This is a genomic window from Bradyrhizobium iriomotense, from assembly GCF_030160715.1.
GTDB classification, from domain to species: domain Bacteria; phylum Pseudomonadota; class Alphaproteobacteria; order Rhizobiales; family Xanthobacteraceae; genus Bradyrhizobium; species Bradyrhizobium iriomotense.
The window spans coordinates 78,615-97,092 of record NZ_BSOW01000032.1 but is presented as its reverse complement, the minus strand read 5'-3'; the positions used below and the strand labels follow the sequence as shown (position 1 = coordinate 97,092).

Genomic DNA, 18,478 nt, shown 5'->3' with positions numbered 1-18,478 from the left:
TGATCCCCGAAGCCAATTGCCCGCGGCGTCACTGGCGCGGCGTATAAGGGCACTGCGAAGAGCTGAATACGTCGTTCAGATACCTTGCAAGCCGTATGCCGGCGAAGCCGAGTTGTTGGCTAATAAGCGGAGTGACTCGATCATAGTAGGCCTGATCGAGAGTCGCACCAGCATCTACCCAGACGTTGAAGGCGATCGCTGCATTGTGGGCGTCCTCGGCCCACGCAACCGGGTCGTCCTTGTTGTCGTTCTTGGCTGCATCGGTTGTCAGCCAACCCGCTTCCAGGTCATCGACGAAGGTCGGCCAATTGTACTCCATCGCGCGGATCAGAGTTGTGTCCCACATTTTGTGGAGATTGTCCGGTGGTGTCGAACATTTATCGGCCGAGCATGTCTTTCCCTTAAACTGCAGTTTGTCGGTCGTAAACGTGATCCCGTTGCCGCCTATATTCTCCCAGACCGTGTGGAAAGGCTGGTGAATGTCGCCTACGAAGTGTACGGCGAATTTGAGGGCGCGAAGCTGCTGATCGCCTGCGGTGCAACGCAACTCGTTCCTCAAGCGGGACAACTCATTGATGACGCAGTCGCCTTGCTCAGGCTTTTCCTTTGGACACTCCGTTGCCGGATCATAGTGCGTATCCTGCCTTGGAATATCAACAAAATGCCAATTGTAGGTCTCGTTAGGCTTGGGGCCGTTGTAACGAACCTCATCTGCCCACGTTGAAATCGATGCCAGTGACGGCGTCGAATAAGGCGTCGAATTCGGATTGGCTCGAAGGATTTGGGTGATGGCCTGGGCTGCGTTCTGTGTGAGCCGCCGTTGAGCGATCTCCGCGACGATGGAATGACCTTCCTCTCCCCATGCCCAAGCGTCGGACCCAAAAATAGTGAAAACCACGGTCAGAAAAATCCAGCTCTTCGAGAAGGGGAATCGATTGCTCATCACTCGCTCCGTCCGTGCAATGACAATTTTCGATCTAACGGCTCGACTTTAGCTAGAGCCTCCGTCATATTGCAATCCGTCGTCCAAAATGATTTTTTCGACACCCCCCTTATTTGAAGGACGACATCCATGGCTGGCAAATTGCCCGACTACGGAAAGCCCGACAGGCTGTATGATATTGGCGATCTGTTGCAAGGCTATGATCCCAGCGACAAATTGGCGTTCGTCAAGTCTTGGGATTTCGGTGCCTATCGCCGTTATGTTTCTGACGGCATCTCGACGCCCCGAACGCTCGACATCAGGCTCGCTCAAGCCGAACATGACGCACGTATCGCGGAGGCTTTAAAGACATTTTTGGCTCGCCCGACGGAGCCTACGCTCGTTGGCGTGATGGGTGGCCATAGTCTTTCGCGCCTGCACCCGGCCTATAAAGCCGTCGCTGAACTGGGGCGTTACCTCACGAAACGCGGCTATCTGCTTGTCACGGGGGTGGGCCTGGCGCAATGGAAGCCACTCACGTTGGCGCCACCTTCGCCTATGCCGATGATGCGACTTTCGCCCGAGCCCTTACCGCCCTCGGCGAGGAGCCGTCGCTCCCGAAGGGGCTCGGTAATATTTTGACGAAATCGGGCGACCTCGCACCGGGCTACGAGGAAAGCGCCGATGGGGCGCGCAAGTGGCTCAATAAGGGGCTTGAGGTGAGGGACAGCGCGCCGAAGGAGCGGGGCGAAAGCCTCGCAATCCCGACCTGGTTCTACGGGTCAGAGCCTTCGACGCCCTTTGCAAGCGCCTACGCCAAATATTTTCAGAACAGCATACGCGAGGAAGCACTGATCGCACAGTCAAGGGCGGGCATCATCTACGCGCAGGGCGGCGGCGGCACGTTGCGCGAAATCTTTCAGGACGTCGAACTGAACTTTTACGCGTCGACGGCGGACGATTTTATCCCGATGATTTTCTTCGATCCGGACGACTTTTGGCGGCGGGACGCAGAATTCGATGCGAGCGGGGGGTGACGCGCCCCGGCATCGACGTGCGCAACATCCTCGAACGGATTTTCCACTATGGCCGCAAGGACACTGCGCAGATCCTTCAGAAAGTGAAGTTTACTACGAAGTTCGAAGAGATAGCCGCGCTGATCGAAACCCGAATGCGCAAAGCTCAGCACGAACTTGCCGCCATGCTGAATGTGACGACTTGATTACGGAATGTTCGTTAGCTCGAACGACTAGCTTGGCCAGACTGCCGCGGGGTCTGCTCACGAGAGCCCGTTTGGCTGATGATAACGCGTGACGAGGGACTCGGCCGATGAGACCAATCCGTTGTTTGCAATCTCGCCCTGATATCGCGGATACGCATCGTTCCGTGGCGCCGGCGTTGACCCGGCGTCGCCTACTTGCGACCTCGTTGGCTGCGGCCGGGATGGTCGGAATCGACGGGTTTGCGGCGGCCGAGCCAGTCGATCACTTTGTCGGCGAATTGGTCCTCCGGGACCTCGATCCACAAGGACTAAGGTTTACGCTCGATCAGCCGTTCGGATATGTCGATCCCTCGGGCACCACGTGGCAGGCCGAGAAGGGCCTTGTCACTGACGGGGCATCGATCCCATGGCCTCTTTGGTCGATCGTCGGCGGACCATTCGAAGGGCAGTATCGGCGTGCGGCTGTTATTCACGACTTCTATTGTGACCGAAAGTACCGCGCATGGGAAAAGGTCCATCGGGTTTTTTACGATGCAATGATTACGGGTGGGGTCAGCACGGCAAAGGCAAAGCTCATGTATTATGCGGTTTGGCGTTTTGGTCCGCGCTGGTCGGTAACGGAAATCGTGCCCTGCGCCCCGGATCCGTCGATCGGCAAATTCTGTGCTTCGGTCAAGGCCACCTCTGTCGAGCTTTCGTTGGAAAAGCCCATCGTTGAAGAGACGGATATTGCGGGTGCCACGAGCGAGCTGAACGAGGTGGCCGACAAGATAAGCAAAGGGGATGTTTCGCTCGACCAGATCGAGAAGCTTGCTGACTCCAAGCCCCCAGTTCCAAGAGCACGATCGATCACGCGCAAGGCGGTGATCTTGTCATCCGCGCCCATCAGCCGCTACGAAGACTTCGGCTTGTCGGAGACCACCACCGTCGTCCCTGACCATATGCCAATTCCTGGCCTGTTTCCCGGTATCGTTCGGTGAGCAATCGCTCGGATAGACTTTCTCGCCGAGCAGCTATCGGTCTGCTTGCGGCTGCATCGGTGCACCCCGTTCCCGCGTTTTCGCAGGCATCGCGCCCTGAGGAAATTGCATCCTGCCTACCTCCGGTGCTCTACGCTTCCGCTCCCTCGCAGGCCGCTATCGTCGCGCAGAAGGACGAAATAGCGCGCGAACGGGCCAAGCAATGGTCCTATTTCGTTGGAGCTGAGACATTCCTCGCCAGCATGGGAGTTGCTGCGAGCAGGTTATGCGCCGCGCTGGAGTTGCGTGGCCCGCGTCGACCCGAAATCATGCTCGCTGAAAGTCCGGCGTGGCGAACAATCGATCGACATTTTTCAGGGAGCGACAAAGAAGTCGTGCTGCTCAGTAAGTCGGATACGATTGGCAAGGGGCAGGCTCCTTCTGGAGACAACATGCTGTTTGCGATCCTTGCTCATGAGCTCGGACACGCGTTCCAGTTCAGCCGATGTTTTGATCAAGGCGATACCTCGTTCATCGGAGCCGGCGGTATCGTTCGGCCTCTGCGAGACATTGAACCTCACGCCGATTATATGGCGGGCTTCTCTCTGGCAAGGGCGGAGGAGCGCTATGGACGCCCGGAAGATCTTCTCCGCAGATTCTCCGACACGATCTTGAATCTCGGAGACTTCAATTTCCGCCCCTGCCTGCATCACGGAACACCGGCAGAACGGTACGCTATGATGATGAAAGGCTATATCAAAGCCCAGCGCTCACCGACGCTAGGGGCGCCCGATGCCTCCGCAATCGGTATTGTCCTGCTTGATGGCCAACTCTCGGCCCCCCAAGCCTGCAGCGCCGGAGATGACGTATGCAAGTAGCGCGCCTTCTTCTTCTGTTCGTTCTGCTGATGGCACCAAGCTTAGCAGCCGCAGGCTGCGAACAGATTTGCTATCCTGGTTTGCCATGCCAAGGCACCGAAATCAGCGGTCAGCGGACCGTCACCGGGGATTTGTGCGCGCGGGTGATCTGGTTCTTGCGGACGGTGCTCGATTGATCCTAGAGGGGACAGGTAGTCAGCTCATCAATGTCGAGAGGTCCCTCAAGGTCGTTGGGTCCGCTGAGATTATATCGGCATCTTGCCTGGTCACCATCTCTAGGCCTGCCAAGGCAACTTCGCCGGACAGAGTAAGTCCATATGATCGTGGTCCCGGGAGCAACGGGCGAGGCGATGCGACGGCGGGAAGAAGCGGCCCTGACGGCGGCGGTGGCCGCGATGGGGCGGCCGGTGCGAACGGAGCAAAGGCGGTGTCGATACGTTTAGCTTTTACAGAATTTGTGGGAGGATCAATCAAGATCTGTGTAAGGGGTGGCGATGGGATGCCGGGGCAAGACGGTGGTAACGGTGCAGGCGGTGGCGATGGCGAGCAGGGCGGACGAGCAATACCGGGGCAGCCATTCGGCTGTAGATCTGGGCCTGGTGATGGCGGAAATGGTGGAAATGGCGGAAGCGCGGGCCGCGGTGGCAACGGGGGAGACGGCGGAGACGCCGGTACCGTGACCCTAGCCGTACCCTCGAGTCTCGAAGGCATTATCCGCGGAAAGCTTTCGAAACAAATTCTTGTCGACGTTTCGGGAGGGAGGCCTGGAGCAAAGGGATTGGCGGGTAGCGCGGGAGCGGGCGGCAAATTCGGTTACGGCGGTCGCGGGGCGACGGGGTGCGAGGGGCGGAAGGAACAGCGGAAGGGACACGATGGCACAGCAGGACCAGCCGCTGCGGACGGTCGCGATGGACGGGCGGGTGCCGACGGTAAGGTCGTCGTAGACGCGAACCATTAGGTGGGCTGCCAAGCTCTACAAATAGGTAGCGAACGAGCCGAACATTTCCGACATAGCGAAGGTGGGCACTGGGCGGTTAGCGCATGTAGCGATTTCCACCGCAGCAGCACCCGATCGTGCTGGCTGCCCCAGTGGATCGTTGGTCCGGTCCACGTTAAGACCGAACCAGCGCAGTCGCCGCGCTTTCGTCAGTAATGAGGGCATTGCAAAGTCTCGCCCTGATCGCGGCGCGAACGATCGCCACTTTCGACGCTCCGCCCGCCGCCAGAACTCGGAGTGGAATGGCCTGCAGAGATTTGACAGAGGGATTGATTACACGCGTGGTAAGCGAATGTTCGATAACGTTTCCGTCGGCGTCGAGATAGTGGCCACAAATGTCGCCAACGGCCCCGGCGGCGCGCAGGGATCGCCAATCGTTCCGCGTGATGACGCCATATTCCAACGCTCTTGATTGGTCGGTCAGATCGACGGCGCTCAAAAGGGCCAAGTCGAGTTTAGAGACCATAGCAAGGACCGAACGCACCGGCTCGCTAGCCAGCAGCAAGTCGCGCAGTTCGGGGGAAGCGGCAAACATCGGTGCGGTGATATAATAGCATCGCGCATCCAGAGCGCGTGCCATCATTGAAGCGTTGTCATAGGGGTTGATCGATGTGCTTTCGGCCAAGCCCCCGCACAGCAGCACGACGCGATTGGCTTCGCCACTTCGGCGCCTCACATTTTGGGCCGCTGCATTGATCGTGCCGCCCCATGCTATGCCGAGCGCACCGCCCGGAGTCAGGTGATCGGAAATGTAGTCGCCCGCGGCAGCTCCCACCAAGACTCGCACATCGGTGTTGCCGATTGGCGAGGGCACGACAATGGCGTGTCGCAGCTCGAACATCTTAGTGAGTCGAGATTCCAGTTCACTGCAAGGGCCGAGCGGACGCTGGATCGTGATTTGGACGAGCCCACGCTCCCGCGCTTCAGCGAGCATCCGGTTAACCCGCTTTCGGGTGAGATTGAGTTGCTGAGCGATCAGCTCCTGAGTCTGCCCTTCCTTGAAATAGTGCCAGCAGATCCGGGCCGCTAGCGCGGCGTCGAAACTGCCATCTGCGTCATTGTTGTCAGTCATGCTGTCTCCGCGGAGAGGGATAGCCCGAAAGGAGTTCCGCGCCCAGAGTTGATAGTGGGAACAAATGTACCGTAATCGTCACAAATGTGTCTTGACTGGAGATTATGGTCCCCTCTATGAAGGGAAATGTTCTGATGCCTCGCAATTTGATCGTATTGTTGCTGACGGGTCTGGTTTGGTCTTCCTGCGCGCATGCGCAGTTCACCGACGGCAAGGTTGTGATCGGCGTGATGGGCGCTCAAAGCGGCGTGGTGGCCGATGTCGGCGGCCCCGGCTCGATCATTGCCGCGCGAATGGCGGTCGAGGACGCGGGAGGTGTCATAGGCGGGGTGCCAATCGAACTCGTTACGGCGGATCACCAGAACAAGCCCGATATTGCTATCAGTATCGCGCGGGAATGGTTCGATCGCCGTGGCGTCGATGTCATTGTTGATCTGCCTCATACCGGCGCTGTAATGGGCTCATGACGCTCGCCTCTGAAAAGAAGCGTGCCTTGATGGTCTCGGGTGCGGCGAGTGCCGAGATCGCTGGCGTGCGATGCTCACCCTACGTCACGCACTGGACCGGCGATACTTATGCTCTGGCTCGCGGCACGGCGCGCCGCGCTGACTGAGCAAGGATTGCGTTCATGGTATTTCTTAACAGCGGATTACGCGTTCGGTCATCATCTGGAGCGCGATGCGACGCAGGTCGTTCAGGATTTTGGTGGCAAGGTCGTCGGCAACGTTCGCTATCCGCTCAACACGGCGGATTTTGCCTCGCTCTTGTTGCGTGCCCAGAGCTCGCAGGCGCAGGTGATCGCTCTCGCCAGTGCCGGCGCGGATACCGTCAATGCGATCAAGCTGGCCGGGCAGTTTGGGATCGGACAGAAAAACCAACAGTTGGCTGCGCTGCATACCTTCATCACCGACGTCCACAGCCTCGGGCTCGAACCGCGCAGGGCATGATTGTCACGAGCGGCTTCTATTGGAACGATAGCGACGGCACGCGGGCTTTCGCCGCTCGCTTCGAGAAGCTCCACGGGATGCCAACGCGGGAGCAGGCCGGAGTTTATGCCTCCGTCACGCATTATTTGAAAGCCGTCAAGGCGAGCAATACCGACGATGCGGGCACGGTGAACGGCACGATGCCGGTTGATCGCTTTGGCAGCGAGGCAAAAATTCTCGCGAGCGGTCGCGTCGTCTATGATCTCGGCGTCTATCGCGTAAAAACGCCAAGCCAGAGCCGCTTTCCCTGGGATTATTACGAGCGGATTGCCACCATTCCAGCGGCGGAAGCGTTCCGCAGTACGGTATCGTCCGGATGTAGCGCAGATCAAAACGAAGCGAAAGTGCGGTGAGGACTATGCATTACCCGGGCATGTCACGGCGGAAGCAACAAGAGGCGTCTTCGATCTCGCGTCGTACGGCATCAGTATCGACTGCGCAATCAGGCGGGTACTCCGGCCCTACAGCAATAAAGTGATCAGAGAGAAGTTGGACGAGTCCATGGATTGATGGTCGCGGCCGTCCTTCTGGCCAGATCATGATCGCGGCACCATACGAAACAACACCACAATGCAGCCAATCGCGTCCGCACCATCCGCCGACCCAGCTCGCCTCTCTGCACGGGAGGCCGTTCGCGCCATTCGCGAGGGGCGACTCACTGCTCTCTCGCTCGTGGAGGCCTGTCTCAATCGCATCGCGGCGCGCGAGCCGGAGATTAGAGCGTGGAGTTTTTTCGATCGGGATGTGGCATGTGAACAAGCAAGGCGCGCAGATGCGCGGCAAGCCGTTGGCGAACCGCTCGGTCCCCTGCACGGGCTCCCGGTCGGAGTGAAGGACGTCTTCGATACTGCCGATATGCCATCGGAGTACGGTAGTGCGCTTTATCGCGCGAGGCTGCCAGAAGCGGACGCCGCTGCGGTGAGCAAGCTGCGCGAGGCTGGGGCAATCATCCTCGGAAAGACTGCGACCTCCGAATTTGGCATGTATCATCCACCGCCAACGCGAAATCCGCATGACCTCTTGCGCTCGCCAGGAGTGTCCTCCTCCGGCTCGGCTGCGGCCGTCGTGGACTATATGACGCCGCTTGCCCTCGGGACGCAGCATACTGCCTCGACCACGTTGCCCGCGTCCTTCTGCGGCGCCTTCGCTTTCAAGCCGTCGCTCGGCTTCACGGAAATGACGGGCTCGAACATTCTGGTGCCGCGGCTTGCGCACCTGGGTCTTTTGGGGCGCTCAGTCGACGATCTTGCGCTCTTCGCGGGCGCATTCAACCCGATGCTTGTGGAACTCGGTCCGGTCGAGAAATTTCCTTCGCCTCGCATCGCCTTTGTGCGCGGACCCGGCTGGACCAGTGTGACCGTCGACGCGGTCACAGCACTCAAAACCTTGCAGTCGCGGATTCGTATGCCGATCCCCGAACTGATCCTGCCGCCCGAATTCGATCGGGCCGTAGAGGTGACGATGGGCCTGCTCGATGCCCATCTTGCCTTCCGATTTGGTGGACTGCCTGTGGAAGACTTCGCGCAGCTATGCTCGCCCCTCCAGGCCGGAGTGCAGAACGGCAAGAGCATGAGTGCGCCGCGCTATCTCGAGTTCGACGCTCTCGCCGACCGTCTGACGGCGCTCGCAGATGGTCTCTTCGCCGAGCACGACTTGCTTATCACTCTCTCCACGCTCGGTGAAGCGACGCGGCTCGAAGAGGGACCGGGTTCGGGCGTGATGTCGATGCCCTGGAGCCTCTGCGGCTTACCAACGCTTTCCCTGCCGCTGCTGCGAGGCAAGCAAGGTCTACCGATCGGGCTTCAGCTCATCGGCCCAAAGGGGCGGGACCGCTCTCTCTTGCACGCCGCCGCTTGGGTCGTCGCCGAAACCAGCCCGATCACTTTACACCAAGCCTGAGAATTCCAATGTCGCCTGAATTGTCGTGGTCGCATCCGGATCCCGTCCGCCCACCGATCGAAGTCAACGGCCGCCTCTATCATCGGCCAAAGCGACCGACGATCGTGGTTTGCTTTGACGGCTGCGATCCGTCCTATCTCCAGGCCGCAAGCGCGGCGGGGGTTATCCCGACCTTCGACCGCATGCGGCGTACCGGCTATTGGAGTTCGGCGCTCGCGGCAACGCCGACCTTCACGAATCCCAACAATGTATCCATTGTCTGTGGTGTACCGCCTGCCGAGCATGGCGTCTCGGGCAATTTCTACATCGACGGCGAGACTGGCCGAGAGATCATGATGGTCGACGCAACACCGATGCGCGCGCCGACCATTCTTGCTGCCTTCTCGCAAGCTGGCGCTTCCGTCGCAGCCGTGACCGCGAAAGACAAATTGCGCAAGGCACTCGAACGCTACCTCGAAGGTATCGCCTTTTCAGCCGAGAGGGCGGATTCTGCGACAGAGTCCGAGAACGGCATCGCCGACGTGCAAGCACTGGTCGGCCGCACCAAACCAAATCAATATTCGGCTGATCTCTCGCTCTTCGTGCTCGACGCGGGCGTGAGACTGCTCCAGACCCGGCGGCCGGAGCTCATGTATCTTTCGCTCTCCGACTATGTGCAGCACAAGCACGCACCGAAAGAGGTTGAGGCTCTCGATTTCATGGCCGAGGTCGACAGGCGCATCGGCAAGTTCATTGAGCGCGGAGCGGTGGTCGGCATCGTCGCCGATCACGGCATGTCTGACATGGCGACAGCGGATGGTACACCGAACGTACTCTATCTCGGCGATGCAATCGATAAAGCGTTCGGTGCCAATGCTGCCCGCGTGGTCTGCCCGATCACCGACCCCTTCGTCCGACATCATGGCGCGCTCGGCGGCTTCGTGCGCGCCCACCTGCTGCGACGGGACGTGGAGATCGCCACGATCGCGGCATTCATTCGGAGGCTGCCCGGAATTGCCCTGGCCCTGCCTCGCGACGAGGCCTGCGCCCGCTTTCTGTTGCCAGAGGACCGGGAAGGCGTTCTTGCCGTCATCGCTGAGAAGGGTGTGGCTCTTGGCGCGCGTCGCGCGGAGCACGATCTCGCCCAGCTCGCCGGCCAGCGCCAGCGCTCGCATGGCGGCCTTTCCGAGCTGACCGTCCCGTTCATCCTCTCGCATCCGCTGCGGGCGGATGCGGCTGCATCCGGCTCTGGTCCCCTGCGAAACTACGACGTCTTCTCGCTGGCGCTGAATGCGGTGGAGGTCTGAACCATGCGCCGCGTCGTCATTGTTACGCTCGACGGCCTGCGAGGGGATATGATCTCGGAGCAGACAACGCCGAGCCTAGTCAGCTTCGCCCGTCAGGCCGAGCGTTTCGCCGATTACCGGACGGTCTTTCCGTCATGCACCCGTGTCGTCTCGGCGAGCCTCGCCACCGGCTGTTACCCCGCCCGCCATGGCCTCCAGGGCAACACCGTCGCACTGTTGGAGGACGGCAAACTTGCGTTGCGCGACGCCGGCGATCCCGAATTCCTGCAGCACAAACGGCGCGTAACGGGTACCTCGCTCGCTATGCCGACACTGGCCCAGCGGGTGAAGGCAGTCGGCGGCGCCATCGTCTTCAGCAACGTCTCGCCCGGCGCTGCCTATGCTCAAGATCCCGATGGGCATGGCCATGTCTACCATCGTGCCGGCTCCTTCGGGTTCGGCCGCGTGCCGGTCGCGGCCGAGGATCATCTTGCCGTGTCGCTCGACGTCGAGGGCGACAGGCGCATGACCGAGCGCTTTATCGACGAGGTGCTACTGCTGCGCCGGCCACCTTTGGCCGTGCTCTGGCTCGGCGAGCCGGACCATATCCAGCACGAAGCACCGCTCGGCTCGCCCGAGCACCTCGCGGTGCTTGCGGCGGCGGATGCTCATGCCGGCCTGGTTACGTCCGCGGTAAAGCAGTTGCGCGCTGCTGGCGACGACATCTTGCTTCTGATTGGCTCCGATCACGGCCATCAGACCGTGACCGGCGTCATCGACATCGACGCCGAATTTGTCGTGGCGGGTCTGAAGGAGAACGCGAGCTCCAACGATGTTATGGCCGTCTCGAACGGCACTTCGGCATTGGTCTATGTGGATCCCGACCGCACCCACGCGCTGCCGGCACTGCGCACTTTTCTCACGTCTCGGGACTGGGTCGGTGCGGTCTTCGGTCCTGACGAACTCGTACAGATCGGCCAGAAACCGGAGGGCGGTCTCGCCTTCGCCGTCTCGATGGCGGCGAGCGAGGCGGCCAACGTTTTCGGCGTTCCGGGCTCGAGCCTCGTCGCCACGCCCGCCATGGGCAAGCCCGACCGCCTTGGCTGTGGCCAGCATGGCGGGTTGGCGCGCTATGAGCAGATGCCCTTCCTAATGGTGTCTGGCCCCGGCTTCCAGCCAGGTGCCGTGCGGCAGGGCGTCGCCCGCATCATTGATATCGCGCCGACTGCGCTCGCTCATCTCGGCCTTGATGCGACGGGTATGGATGGCGCGCCACTGCAACGCCCGGTGGCCAGTACCCAGACGGAGGAGACGTGATGGGGGCCCTATCGTTGAGCAGCCTCTCAAGACCTACGGATCAACCACCGCGCTGAGCGGCGTGTCGCTCGACATCCGCGACGGCGAGTTCCTGACGCTGGTCGGACCGTCCGGCTGCGGAAAATCGACGCTGCCGCGCCTTATCGCCGGCCGGGACGCTCCGGATTCCGGCTCGATCTTGATCGACGAGCGCGTCGTCGATGGGCAACGTCGCTCTGCTCTTGTGGCGCAAGCCGGGGCAGCTTTCCGGCGGCCAGCGCCAGCGCGTCGCGCTCGGACGCGCCAGGGTGCGCCGCCCGGCGCGGTCGGCCCCGAGCTCGTCGTCGCGCTGCTGATCGAGGCGCGGCCGCTATTGCGCTGTTGGCATTCGCTTTCCAAGATGCATGACGCAATCGAGGGTAGCAGAAAGCTCAATGAGAAATCGTCGATGTCGCGGGAGCACCACAGACTAAGGCATCTGGGATGATGAATTGCCCGGATGGGCGGGCGGTCACAAAGTTCTGTTTTGCTTCCACTGCCTCCCGACTCGATTGTTGTCGGCCGTCATAAGTCAGGATTGCTCGTGATGGCCCTCAATTGACGGCAGGCGCGCAGCGCATCGATGAACCGATCACCGGCAATGCTCACTGAGCCGGTGTTCTCCATGTGTAGCACGTCACTTCCCTCGATCGGCACCGTGTTGCTTCACCGCGAAGGCCGTGGACATGGTGCACAACGCTGACGCGTTGACCACATGCCCACATGGCTGCGTGATACAAAGGGATCAGGAGCGATCAGTTTCCAACTAACAAGCCGATTCAACCGGTTCCGCTCCGCGGGTCCATTTCAATGGTTAACATTGGAGCGTTCCTCCTAGAGCGGTCTCTCGCTCGACGGGCGATCACCACACACCAGTTAGAGGTGCGAGTAGGAATCCGGTTGCGACCAGTGAGTATGCGACTATCGCCGAGTAAATGGCTTTTCCAGGGGAGGGTATAAGTAGCGGGGATATATGAAGGACGGACACCAGCAGGAATATTGAAGCTACGTTCGTTGGTGTCAAAAAAGGAAAGCACCAGCGGTCGACAATAAATAGGAGCGATAGAAGGGGAATGTCATAAGACAAGGGAAGTCCGGTAAAGTAACCGTCTTCCGACAGGCCAAAGTTGTTGAAATAGCTTAAGCGAAGCGCGCCCGCCAATATCATCAAAACGGCGACGGCTCGCGAGTAAACTGCACCATCCGACAGAAGAATAACTAAAAGAGCGGGAAGAATGGCCCCGTACACGATATCCGCAAAACCGTCCAGGCTTTTCCCCATTTTGGCATAATTCTTTTGTCGATTTTTTGTTCGACTCGCGACGACTCCGTCAAGCTGATCCGCCAGCATCGCCCAAAGGCCAAGCGCGATCGAACATTCCATCCTTCCGGCAAGAGCAAAATTTATGGCGACGGACGCAAGGACTAGGCCGACGGCGGTGATAGCATTTGCTGGATCAAGCAGATAGCCGACCATTTGATGCTCCGAGAACTGATGCCCAAACTCCGACAGCCATCCGCTTCACAGCTGTACTTGGTGATCGGTTTGAAATTGCTTTTCGGCAATCCTTAGGTCTTCCTCGCTGTCGATTTCGTACCCATCGTTGCTCATCACAGCGCACAGCGGCGAACCGGAATCCTCGCTTCTCGATCAGGTGTGCGAGCGATTCCTCGGTGTAGGCGTTTATTGAACCGGAGCCGATGAGAGTATCGAGCTCCGGAGCGAGCGTTGTCCGCAGCGCCGAGCTAGAGAAGCGGATCAGGCCCATCGTCTTGAAGAGGGGAGGGCCGCATAACAGGCTTGCGCCTGTTTGCCTCAGCCGAATTTCGGATATAAGACTGTCATCGGATAGGATCACTCCCGCACCTTCCATTGAAGGTCCAAAAGGCGCCACGGTCGCCGCGTTCGCCGCATCATCCATCATCAGATAGCGTAGCGAGTGTTCTTCGAAAAAGACATCGGCCTTAGTTCGTTGAACGACTACGACCGGCAGCCTGTTTTTGCCGGCGCGCATGAACGCAAGGATCTCGTCCGCGGCGGCGCGTTGGCGAGAAGAGATTGCGAGTAGAATTGCATGTCGATTCCCTGTGCGTTGACCAGCCGATGTTTGTCGCTCGATACGTGGCATGTTTCTGTCATCTAGATCAATTGCGAGAGTTAGTAGTTGACGCCTTGAGACTGTGCGTGTGCGCAAGCGTTCAGATTAGCCGCATTCCGCGACGTTCCGACTGTCAAGCATCGGGGCATGAATTAAGATGCAATCCTGGTGAACATAAGCCGCGCTAGCATTGGGGCGCTGACTTCAGAGTCACGTGAGCGTGCGCGCGTGGCAATCAGGGTAGAAGACGCGTGATGCCGCACGTATCGCCGTTGTCCGACAGATCTAATGTCGTGCGGCCTCGCGGCTGGACGGCGTCTCGGATAACGCAGACTGTTGTCCCGAACGCCGGGCGGAGCTCCAACGAATCCCATGTGGAGAGCGAGCATTCGTCCCTCCAAGCACTTGCACCAAACTCAAACGGTGCGGTGACATTGACGATGCGTAGTGTTGGGGTAGCGCCGACGGGCCAAAGGCGCGATGGACCGGAGGCCGATGTCGAGCGCGACTGTGCCGCGATCAAGCCGCAAGTCGACCGCTCCTGGAATCCGGTAGAATAGTCCATGCGCCTGCCAAGCAGGGCGAACACACCGGCGCCGGCTCGGCGTTGGAATTCCTTTATATCGACAGGTTCGTGATGGAGGGGTGGGTGGTGATGACACCGCGGACGAAACTAACAATCAGGTAGCCGCACGCAAAGATCATGACTTCATACCCCCTCTTTGAGGGGGATGCACCTGTAGCTCAGCTGGATAGAGCGTCGCCCAAAAGCTGCGGTGCTGGTGATGCGACAGCCGATCGCGATTCTTCGAGAACACCGAATGGTCCCAGGCCGCGTCGTCAACTAGGTCAGCGTTTTCTTGGTTCGAATCATATCAGGCGACCTCGGCGAGCTTGTAGGACCACGTGTGGATGACCGGATGGGGATTGACGTCGTCGATACCAGCCATGATGCGCTCCTTGAGTTCGTGTTTTGAGGCCACCCGGATATGGCGCAGGACTGAACGGGCGAACTTGGAGAAGAACCCCTCGATGAGATTGAGCCACGAGCCGTGCTTGCGGGTGAAGGTGAGCTCGAAGCGCCCGCTTGGTCGATTGGCGAGCCAGGCTCTGGTTTCTCGCGAGATGTGCGCGGAATGATTGTCGAGGATCAACTTGATCGCAGTGTTCGGCGGATAGGCGGCATCGATAAGTCTGAGGAGCTCGATGAACTCTCGACTGCGGTGGCGATCTTTGACAAGGGCGTGGACCTTGCCGGTGAGCAGATCAATCCCAGCCAACAGGCTGAGCGTGCCATGGCGTTTGTATTCATGGTCGCGCGCAAAAGGTGGCGTGGACGCCAGGCTTGGGCGGCAAATCCGGCGCCGTCGTTGCGATGGCCTGGATTCCCGGCTTCTCGTCGCAGGAGACGATCGTGACCGGCTTTCCTCGCCGCTTTCCCTTGGCAGAGGCTTTCTTCAGGACTTCGACTTCACGATAGACGCACAGGATCTCCGCCATCTTCTGTTCGAACTCGGCGTCGCGATTTTCGAGATAATAGCGCACCTTGTGCGGCTTGATTTCCTCTTGGCCGAGGATCTTGCACACCGTTCCCTGGACCAAATTGGCCAAACACGCATGCCCTGCCGCCGGCCCGTGCTCGCGTGCATGGCGCGCCAGCAACCGCGTCGTCCACAACTCATGCGGATAGCCGTGCTCCTTGGCCTTGTCGCATGCCAACGACACCAGCCAGGCTTTGGCCTCAGGCGTGATCGTTGGCTCCTTGCCCGGTCGCGGACGATCATCGAGGGCCGCCAGCGGGCCATCGGCCAGTGCCCGCTGGACACAGCGCTGCACCGTCTGATGATGGACCCCAAGTCTTTGGCCCACCGCGCAGAACGAAGGATTTTCCCGATACGCCAGCAGCATCTGTGCTCGCGATACCCGGCTCGCCAGCTCAGTTCGCGACCGCGAAAGCGTCGTCAAGGTCGCTATCTCTTCATCACTCATCGCCAATTCAACCGCGCGCCGCCATCCTGCCATGATACAGCTCCTCGTTTCCCCAACCGCAAACGAGGAATCCGCCAACAACCCCGTCCGTTCCACCAATTCAGCCTGCTCCGGCATCGCAGGTTTCATGGAATCGGTCGTCTAATGGGCTGGCGTCGCGTGCCTCGATTGCCTGAACCATTCTGTATGTGTGAATTGCCCCTCCGCTTTATCGGCGTCCCTTTGGTCATCGCCTGCCCACGACCGTCACAGGTGCCGGCGGTGAATTTGTGGAACGCCACTGCTGGCGCACCCGCTAGCGACGCGGCGACATGTGTGCTGGCGAAAGCTTGCACGGCGATTGCTTTGCGTACGACGGCTTTGTTCGGAATGAATACGCGGTCACTCACCGTTTAGGCCTGTCGGGCGACGAAGCTTTGGTCATGGGGCTCTCAACTGTCAGTTCGACACGATCGGCACACCAACGTGTTTCCGAATAGCTTATCGGCGAGCCGTCAGCGTCGACGTCAGTCTTCTTAGTAATTAGGACCGGTCGCGACACTGGTTGAAACAGTCGGCGCGCTTCCTCTTCTGTCGGCGGCCGCGAGCTAATGCGCGTTGACAGCCGAACATAGTCTTGAATGCCATACTTCTGATAGGTCTTCGTTGTGCTGTTCAGTTCCGTGTAGACGGAAGCAACGTCGGGAAAACGGGCAGCGGGGAAGTAGACGTCGCTCACCGCGATGATGACCTCGTTAGCAAGCGAATCGACGTCAATCTGCGTCACCATTTCCCCACCGGCAAGTTGCAGTGCATCTCTCACTGCCTCCGGCGGCAGTACCTCGCGAGCTCCGACTATGCGGTATCGGGGATCGCGTTTCTGATCCAACAGATTTTGGAAGAAACGGGTACGTTCTGATATGCGATAGTGCACGATCTCATCGTGCACAAACGTACCTCGGCCTTGTTCGATCCGCACAAGGCCTCTGGCCTCAAGCCCCGCCATGGTTTGGCGAAGCGTGTGTCGGCCTACAGAGAAGCGTGCCATCAGCTCCGGCTCGGTTGGCAATTTTGCGCCGGGAGGATAGCGGCCAGCGACAAGTTCCTCGGCAAGAATCTCCTCGATTTGCTTCCACACGACCCGACCGGGCTTTCGACCAAGTTTACGTCTGTCGTCGCTCTTCTTCCGGGGCCTACCAACCATTTCGGTCCCCTGATTTTTTCTTCGAACATGCCATATTTATTCCTTTTGTCATATATTTGCAATCATCCGGATGTTTGTGGTCGTAAGGATGTCGTCGTCCCGCATACGGGCGGTGCCATGTCAGCAGAATCAACATTTTACCTATGCGACGACCAAAGGAACGCTTTCAATGGTTCAATTCCGCTCAAAGATAGCGCTAGTTGTGGTCTTCGCTTTGTTTGCGGCATCGCCTGCCCTCAGCGCAACGCTTCGCATTTCTCATAATCTCGGCTACGGCGGCCGGGAATCCCTCGACCCCATTTCTCCAACGCGGTTTTTCGAAGCCAACCAGATGATCTACGATCAGCTGGTGCGCGCAGGGCCAGATGGACAACCAAATCCTGCCCTGGCGATTGCGTGGAGCAGTTCACCGGACCTCGCGGAGTGGACGTTCAAGCTAAGGAGCGGCGTCCGGTTCAGCAATGGTGAACCGTTTACGGCGCAAGACGCCGCCTATTCGTTGCAGAGAATTCTGAGTCCCAAGCTTGCCAGTCCGGTTCGCTCGGTTCTCGGCATCATGGACAGCATCGAAGCTCGCGACGATATGACCCTAAGCGTGAAGCTCAAGCAAGCCGATGCGGATTTCCCAATCGTCCTTACTGACTATCGGGTACGCATAGTTTCGTCGAAAGCTGCTGGCGGCGATCTTGATGCAGTCAATGATAGTGGCATCGGGACAGGTCCTTTCAAAGTTTCGAAACTCGATCAGCGTGGCACCACCGTGCTTGCGGCCAATCCGGACTATTGGGACGGGAAACCCGGCGTAGCCGAGGTCGACATTATGGCGATCGCCGATCAAGACGCGCGTAACCAGGCGCTGCTGGCCGGCCAGATTGACATAACCGAAGTCACTCCCGGTGAAATAGGCCTCTTTTCGAGCAACGCGAAGTTTATCGTGCAAAGAGTTCCAGCTGGCCTCTGGAATCCTATCGTTATGCGGACCGACACGTCGCCGTTCAACGATGTACGTGTACGAAAAGCACTGCGGATGCTGGCCGATCGTCAAAGCTTGCTCAGCCTGGTTGTTGGCGAAGGAAATGGCGCAGTCGCTTGCGATGCGCCTGTGTGGCCTGGAGATCCTTACTACAACTCAAGCCTTTCCTGTCCGGCCGACCCCGAAGGCGCCAAGAAACTGCTCGGCGAGGCAGGATACCCACGCGGACTGACGGTTGATCTTTATACCTCAGCGGCTCAACCAATCATGGTGCCTCTGGCTGAAGCTTACCAGGCTCAGGCCGCCAAGGCAGGCGTAAAAGTAAACGTTCGCGTAGTACCGGTAGATGGCTACTGGAGCACCACTTGGATGACTCCAAATCGGCCCTTCGTTGTCGGCAATTGGGCGCAACGACCGGCGGCTCAAGTCCTAAACGAAGTATTTCGTTCGGGCGCGAAGTGGAACGAAACCGCATGGAATTGTCCTGACTTCGATGCTTTGCTAGATGAGGCCCGGCGCAGCGGCACTATTGATGAGCGCAAGGCGCTCTACGCGAAAGCTCAGGCGATCCTGGCCGAGGAAGGAGGAGCTTTCATTCCGTTTTTCAGGAATGAAATACGAGTTTACAGCTCGTCGCTGGATCACATCGATAACGTCCCTAGTATGATGTTGCGCTGGCACAAGATCACCAAGAAATAG

The 18,478-nt window shown here is 59.2% G+C and carries 18 protein-coding genes and 1 pseudogene; 12 read left to right on the top strand and 7 right to left on the bottom strand.

Annotation, left to right across the window (positions count from 1 at the left end):
* Window positions 1–28: 28 nt before the first annotated feature.
* Window positions 29–943 (bottom strand): S1/P1 nuclease, encoded by a 915-nt coding sequence (locus QQL28_RS35160; protein ID WP_284273106.1) that lies wholly within the window; start codon window positions 941–943, stop codon window positions 29–31.
* A gap of 129 nt (window positions 944–1,072) precedes the next feature.
* Here QQL28_RS35160 and QQL28_RS35155 point away from each other — a divergent pair, with 129 nt between their 5' ends.
* The 6 genes from QQL28_RS35155 to QQL28_RS35130 all read left to right on the top strand — a co-directional run bounded on the left by QQL28_RS35155 (window position 1,073) and on the right by QQL28_RS35130 (window position 4,661).
* Entirely contained in the window at window positions 1,073–1,564 is a 492-nt protein-coding gene (locus QQL28_RS35155) for a hypothetical protein (protein WP_284273104.1), read from the top strand.
* A complete protein-coding gene (locus QQL28_RS35150) occupies window positions 1,561–1,959 on the top strand; it encodes an LOG family protein (protein WP_284273102.1) in 399 nt (132 codons plus the stop codon). The genes QQL28_RS35155 and QQL28_RS35150 overlap by 4 nt, the downstream gene beginning before the upstream one ends.
* On the top strand, window positions 1,956–2,144 hold the full coding sequence (locus QQL28_RS35145) for a hypothetical protein (protein WP_284273100.1): 189 nt from the start codon (window positions 1,956–1,958) through the stop codon (window positions 2,142–2,144). Before QQL28_RS35150 ends, QQL28_RS35145 begins: the two co-directional genes overlap by 4 nt.
* 221 nt (window positions 2,145–2,365) lie before the next feature.
* The gene (locus QQL28_RS35140) at window positions 2,366–3,124 is read left to right on the top strand and encodes a DUF1353 domain-containing protein (RefSeq protein ID WP_284273098.1); all 759 of its coding nucleotides are present in this window, start codon (window positions 2,366–2,368) and stop codon (window positions 3,122–3,124) included.
* A complete protein-coding gene (locus tag QQL28_RS35135) occupies window positions 3,121–3,981 on the top strand; it encodes a hypothetical protein (RefSeq protein ID WP_284273096.1) in 861 nt (286 codons plus the stop codon). The genes QQL28_RS35140 and QQL28_RS35135 overlap by 4 nt, the downstream gene beginning before the upstream one ends.
* 515 nt (window positions 3,982–4,496) lie before the next feature.
* Window positions 4,497–4,661, top strand: a complete 165-nt coding sequence (locus QQL28_RS35130) for a hypothetical protein (protein ID WP_284273095.1) — start codon at window positions 4,497–4,499, stop codon at window positions 4,659–4,661.
* Between the two features lie 432 nt (window positions 4,662–5,093).
* Here the strand turns inward: QQL28_RS35130 and QQL28_RS35125 are convergent, their stop codons facing one another.
* Complete coding sequence (locus QQL28_RS35125; RefSeq protein ID WP_284273094.1) at window positions 5,094–6,050, bottom strand: sugar-binding transcriptional regulator; 957 nt, start codon at window positions 6,048–6,050, stop codon at window positions 5,094–5,096.
* Between the two features lie 104 nt (window positions 6,051–6,154).
* Here QQL28_RS35125 and QQL28_RS35120 point away from each other — a divergent pair.
* From QQL28_RS35120 to QQL28_RS35095, 5 genes and pseudogenes are all read left to right on the top strand, one after another.
* A pseudogene (locus QQL28_RS35120) lies at window positions 6,155–7,389 on the top strand (ABC transporter substrate-binding protein).
* 217 nt (window positions 7,390–7,606) lie between these two features.
* A complete protein-coding gene (locus QQL28_RS35110; protein ID WP_284273091.1) occupies window positions 7,607–8,935 on the top strand; it encodes an amidase in 1,329 nt (442 codons plus the stop codon).
* Between the two features lie 8 nt (window positions 8,936–8,943).
* Window positions 8,944–10,221 (top strand): phosphonoacetate hydrolase, encoded by a 1,278-nt coding sequence (gene phnA / locus QQL28_RS35105; RefSeq protein ID WP_284273089.1) that lies wholly within the window; start codon window positions 8,944–8,946, stop codon window positions 10,219–10,221.
* Between the two features lie 3 nt (window positions 10,222–10,224).
* Window positions 10,225–11,517, top strand: a complete 1,293-nt coding sequence (locus QQL28_RS35100) for an alkaline phosphatase family protein (RefSeq protein ID WP_284273087.1) — start codon at window positions 10,225–10,227, stop codon at window positions 11,515–11,517.
* 61 nt (window positions 11,518–11,578) lie between these two features.
* On the top strand, window positions 11,579–11,983 hold the full coding sequence (locus QQL28_RS35095) for an ATP-binding cassette domain-containing protein (protein ID WP_284273085.1): 405 nt from the start codon (window positions 11,579–11,581) through the stop codon (window positions 11,981–11,983).
* A gap of 414 nt (window positions 11,984–12,397) precedes the next feature.
* Here QQL28_RS35095 and QQL28_RS35090 read toward each other — a convergent pair whose 3' ends face one another.
* The 5 genes from QQL28_RS35090 to phnF all read right to left on the bottom strand — a co-directional run bounded on the left by QQL28_RS35090 (window position 12,398) and on the right by phnF (window position 16,806).
* The gene (locus QQL28_RS35090; protein ID WP_284273083.1) at window positions 12,398–13,012 is read right to left on the bottom strand and encodes a CDP-alcohol phosphatidyltransferase family protein; all 615 of its coding nucleotides are present in this window, start codon (window positions 13,010–13,012) and stop codon (window positions 12,398–12,400) included.
* A complete protein-coding gene (locus QQL28_RS35085) occupies window positions 12,993–13,664 on the bottom strand; it encodes a glycosyltransferase family protein (RefSeq protein ID WP_284273081.1) in 672 nt (223 codons plus the stop codon). Before QQL28_RS35085 ends, QQL28_RS35090 begins: the two co-directional genes overlap by 20 nt.
* An 845-nt stretch (window positions 13,665–14,509) precedes the next feature.
* Window positions 14,510–14,914: a transposase gene (locus tag QQL28_RS35080; RefSeq protein WP_284273079.1), complete on the bottom strand. Its 405-nt coding sequence runs from the start codon at window positions 14,912–14,914 to the stop codon at window positions 14,510–14,512.
* Window positions 14,915–14,942: 28 nt separating this feature from the next.
* On the bottom strand, window positions 14,943–15,752 hold the full coding sequence (locus tag QQL28_RS35075) for a helix-turn-helix domain-containing protein (protein WP_284273077.1): 810 nt from the start codon (window positions 15,750–15,752) through the stop codon (window positions 14,943–14,945).
* A 256-nt stretch (window positions 15,753–16,008) separates the two neighbouring features.
* Window positions 16,009–16,806, bottom strand: a complete 798-nt coding sequence (gene phnF, locus QQL28_RS35070) for a phosphonate metabolism transcriptional regulator PhnF (RefSeq protein ID WP_284273076.1) — start codon at window positions 16,804–16,806, stop codon at window positions 16,009–16,011.
* 169 nt (window positions 16,807–16,975) lie between these two features.
* On the opposite strand from phnF, the gene QQL28_RS35065 reads away from it, so the two are divergent.
* Window positions 16,976–18,478, top strand: coding sequence for an ABC transporter substrate-binding protein (locus QQL28_RS35065; protein ID WP_284273075.1), 1,503 nt, complete (start codon window positions 16,976–16,978; stop codon window positions 18,476–18,478).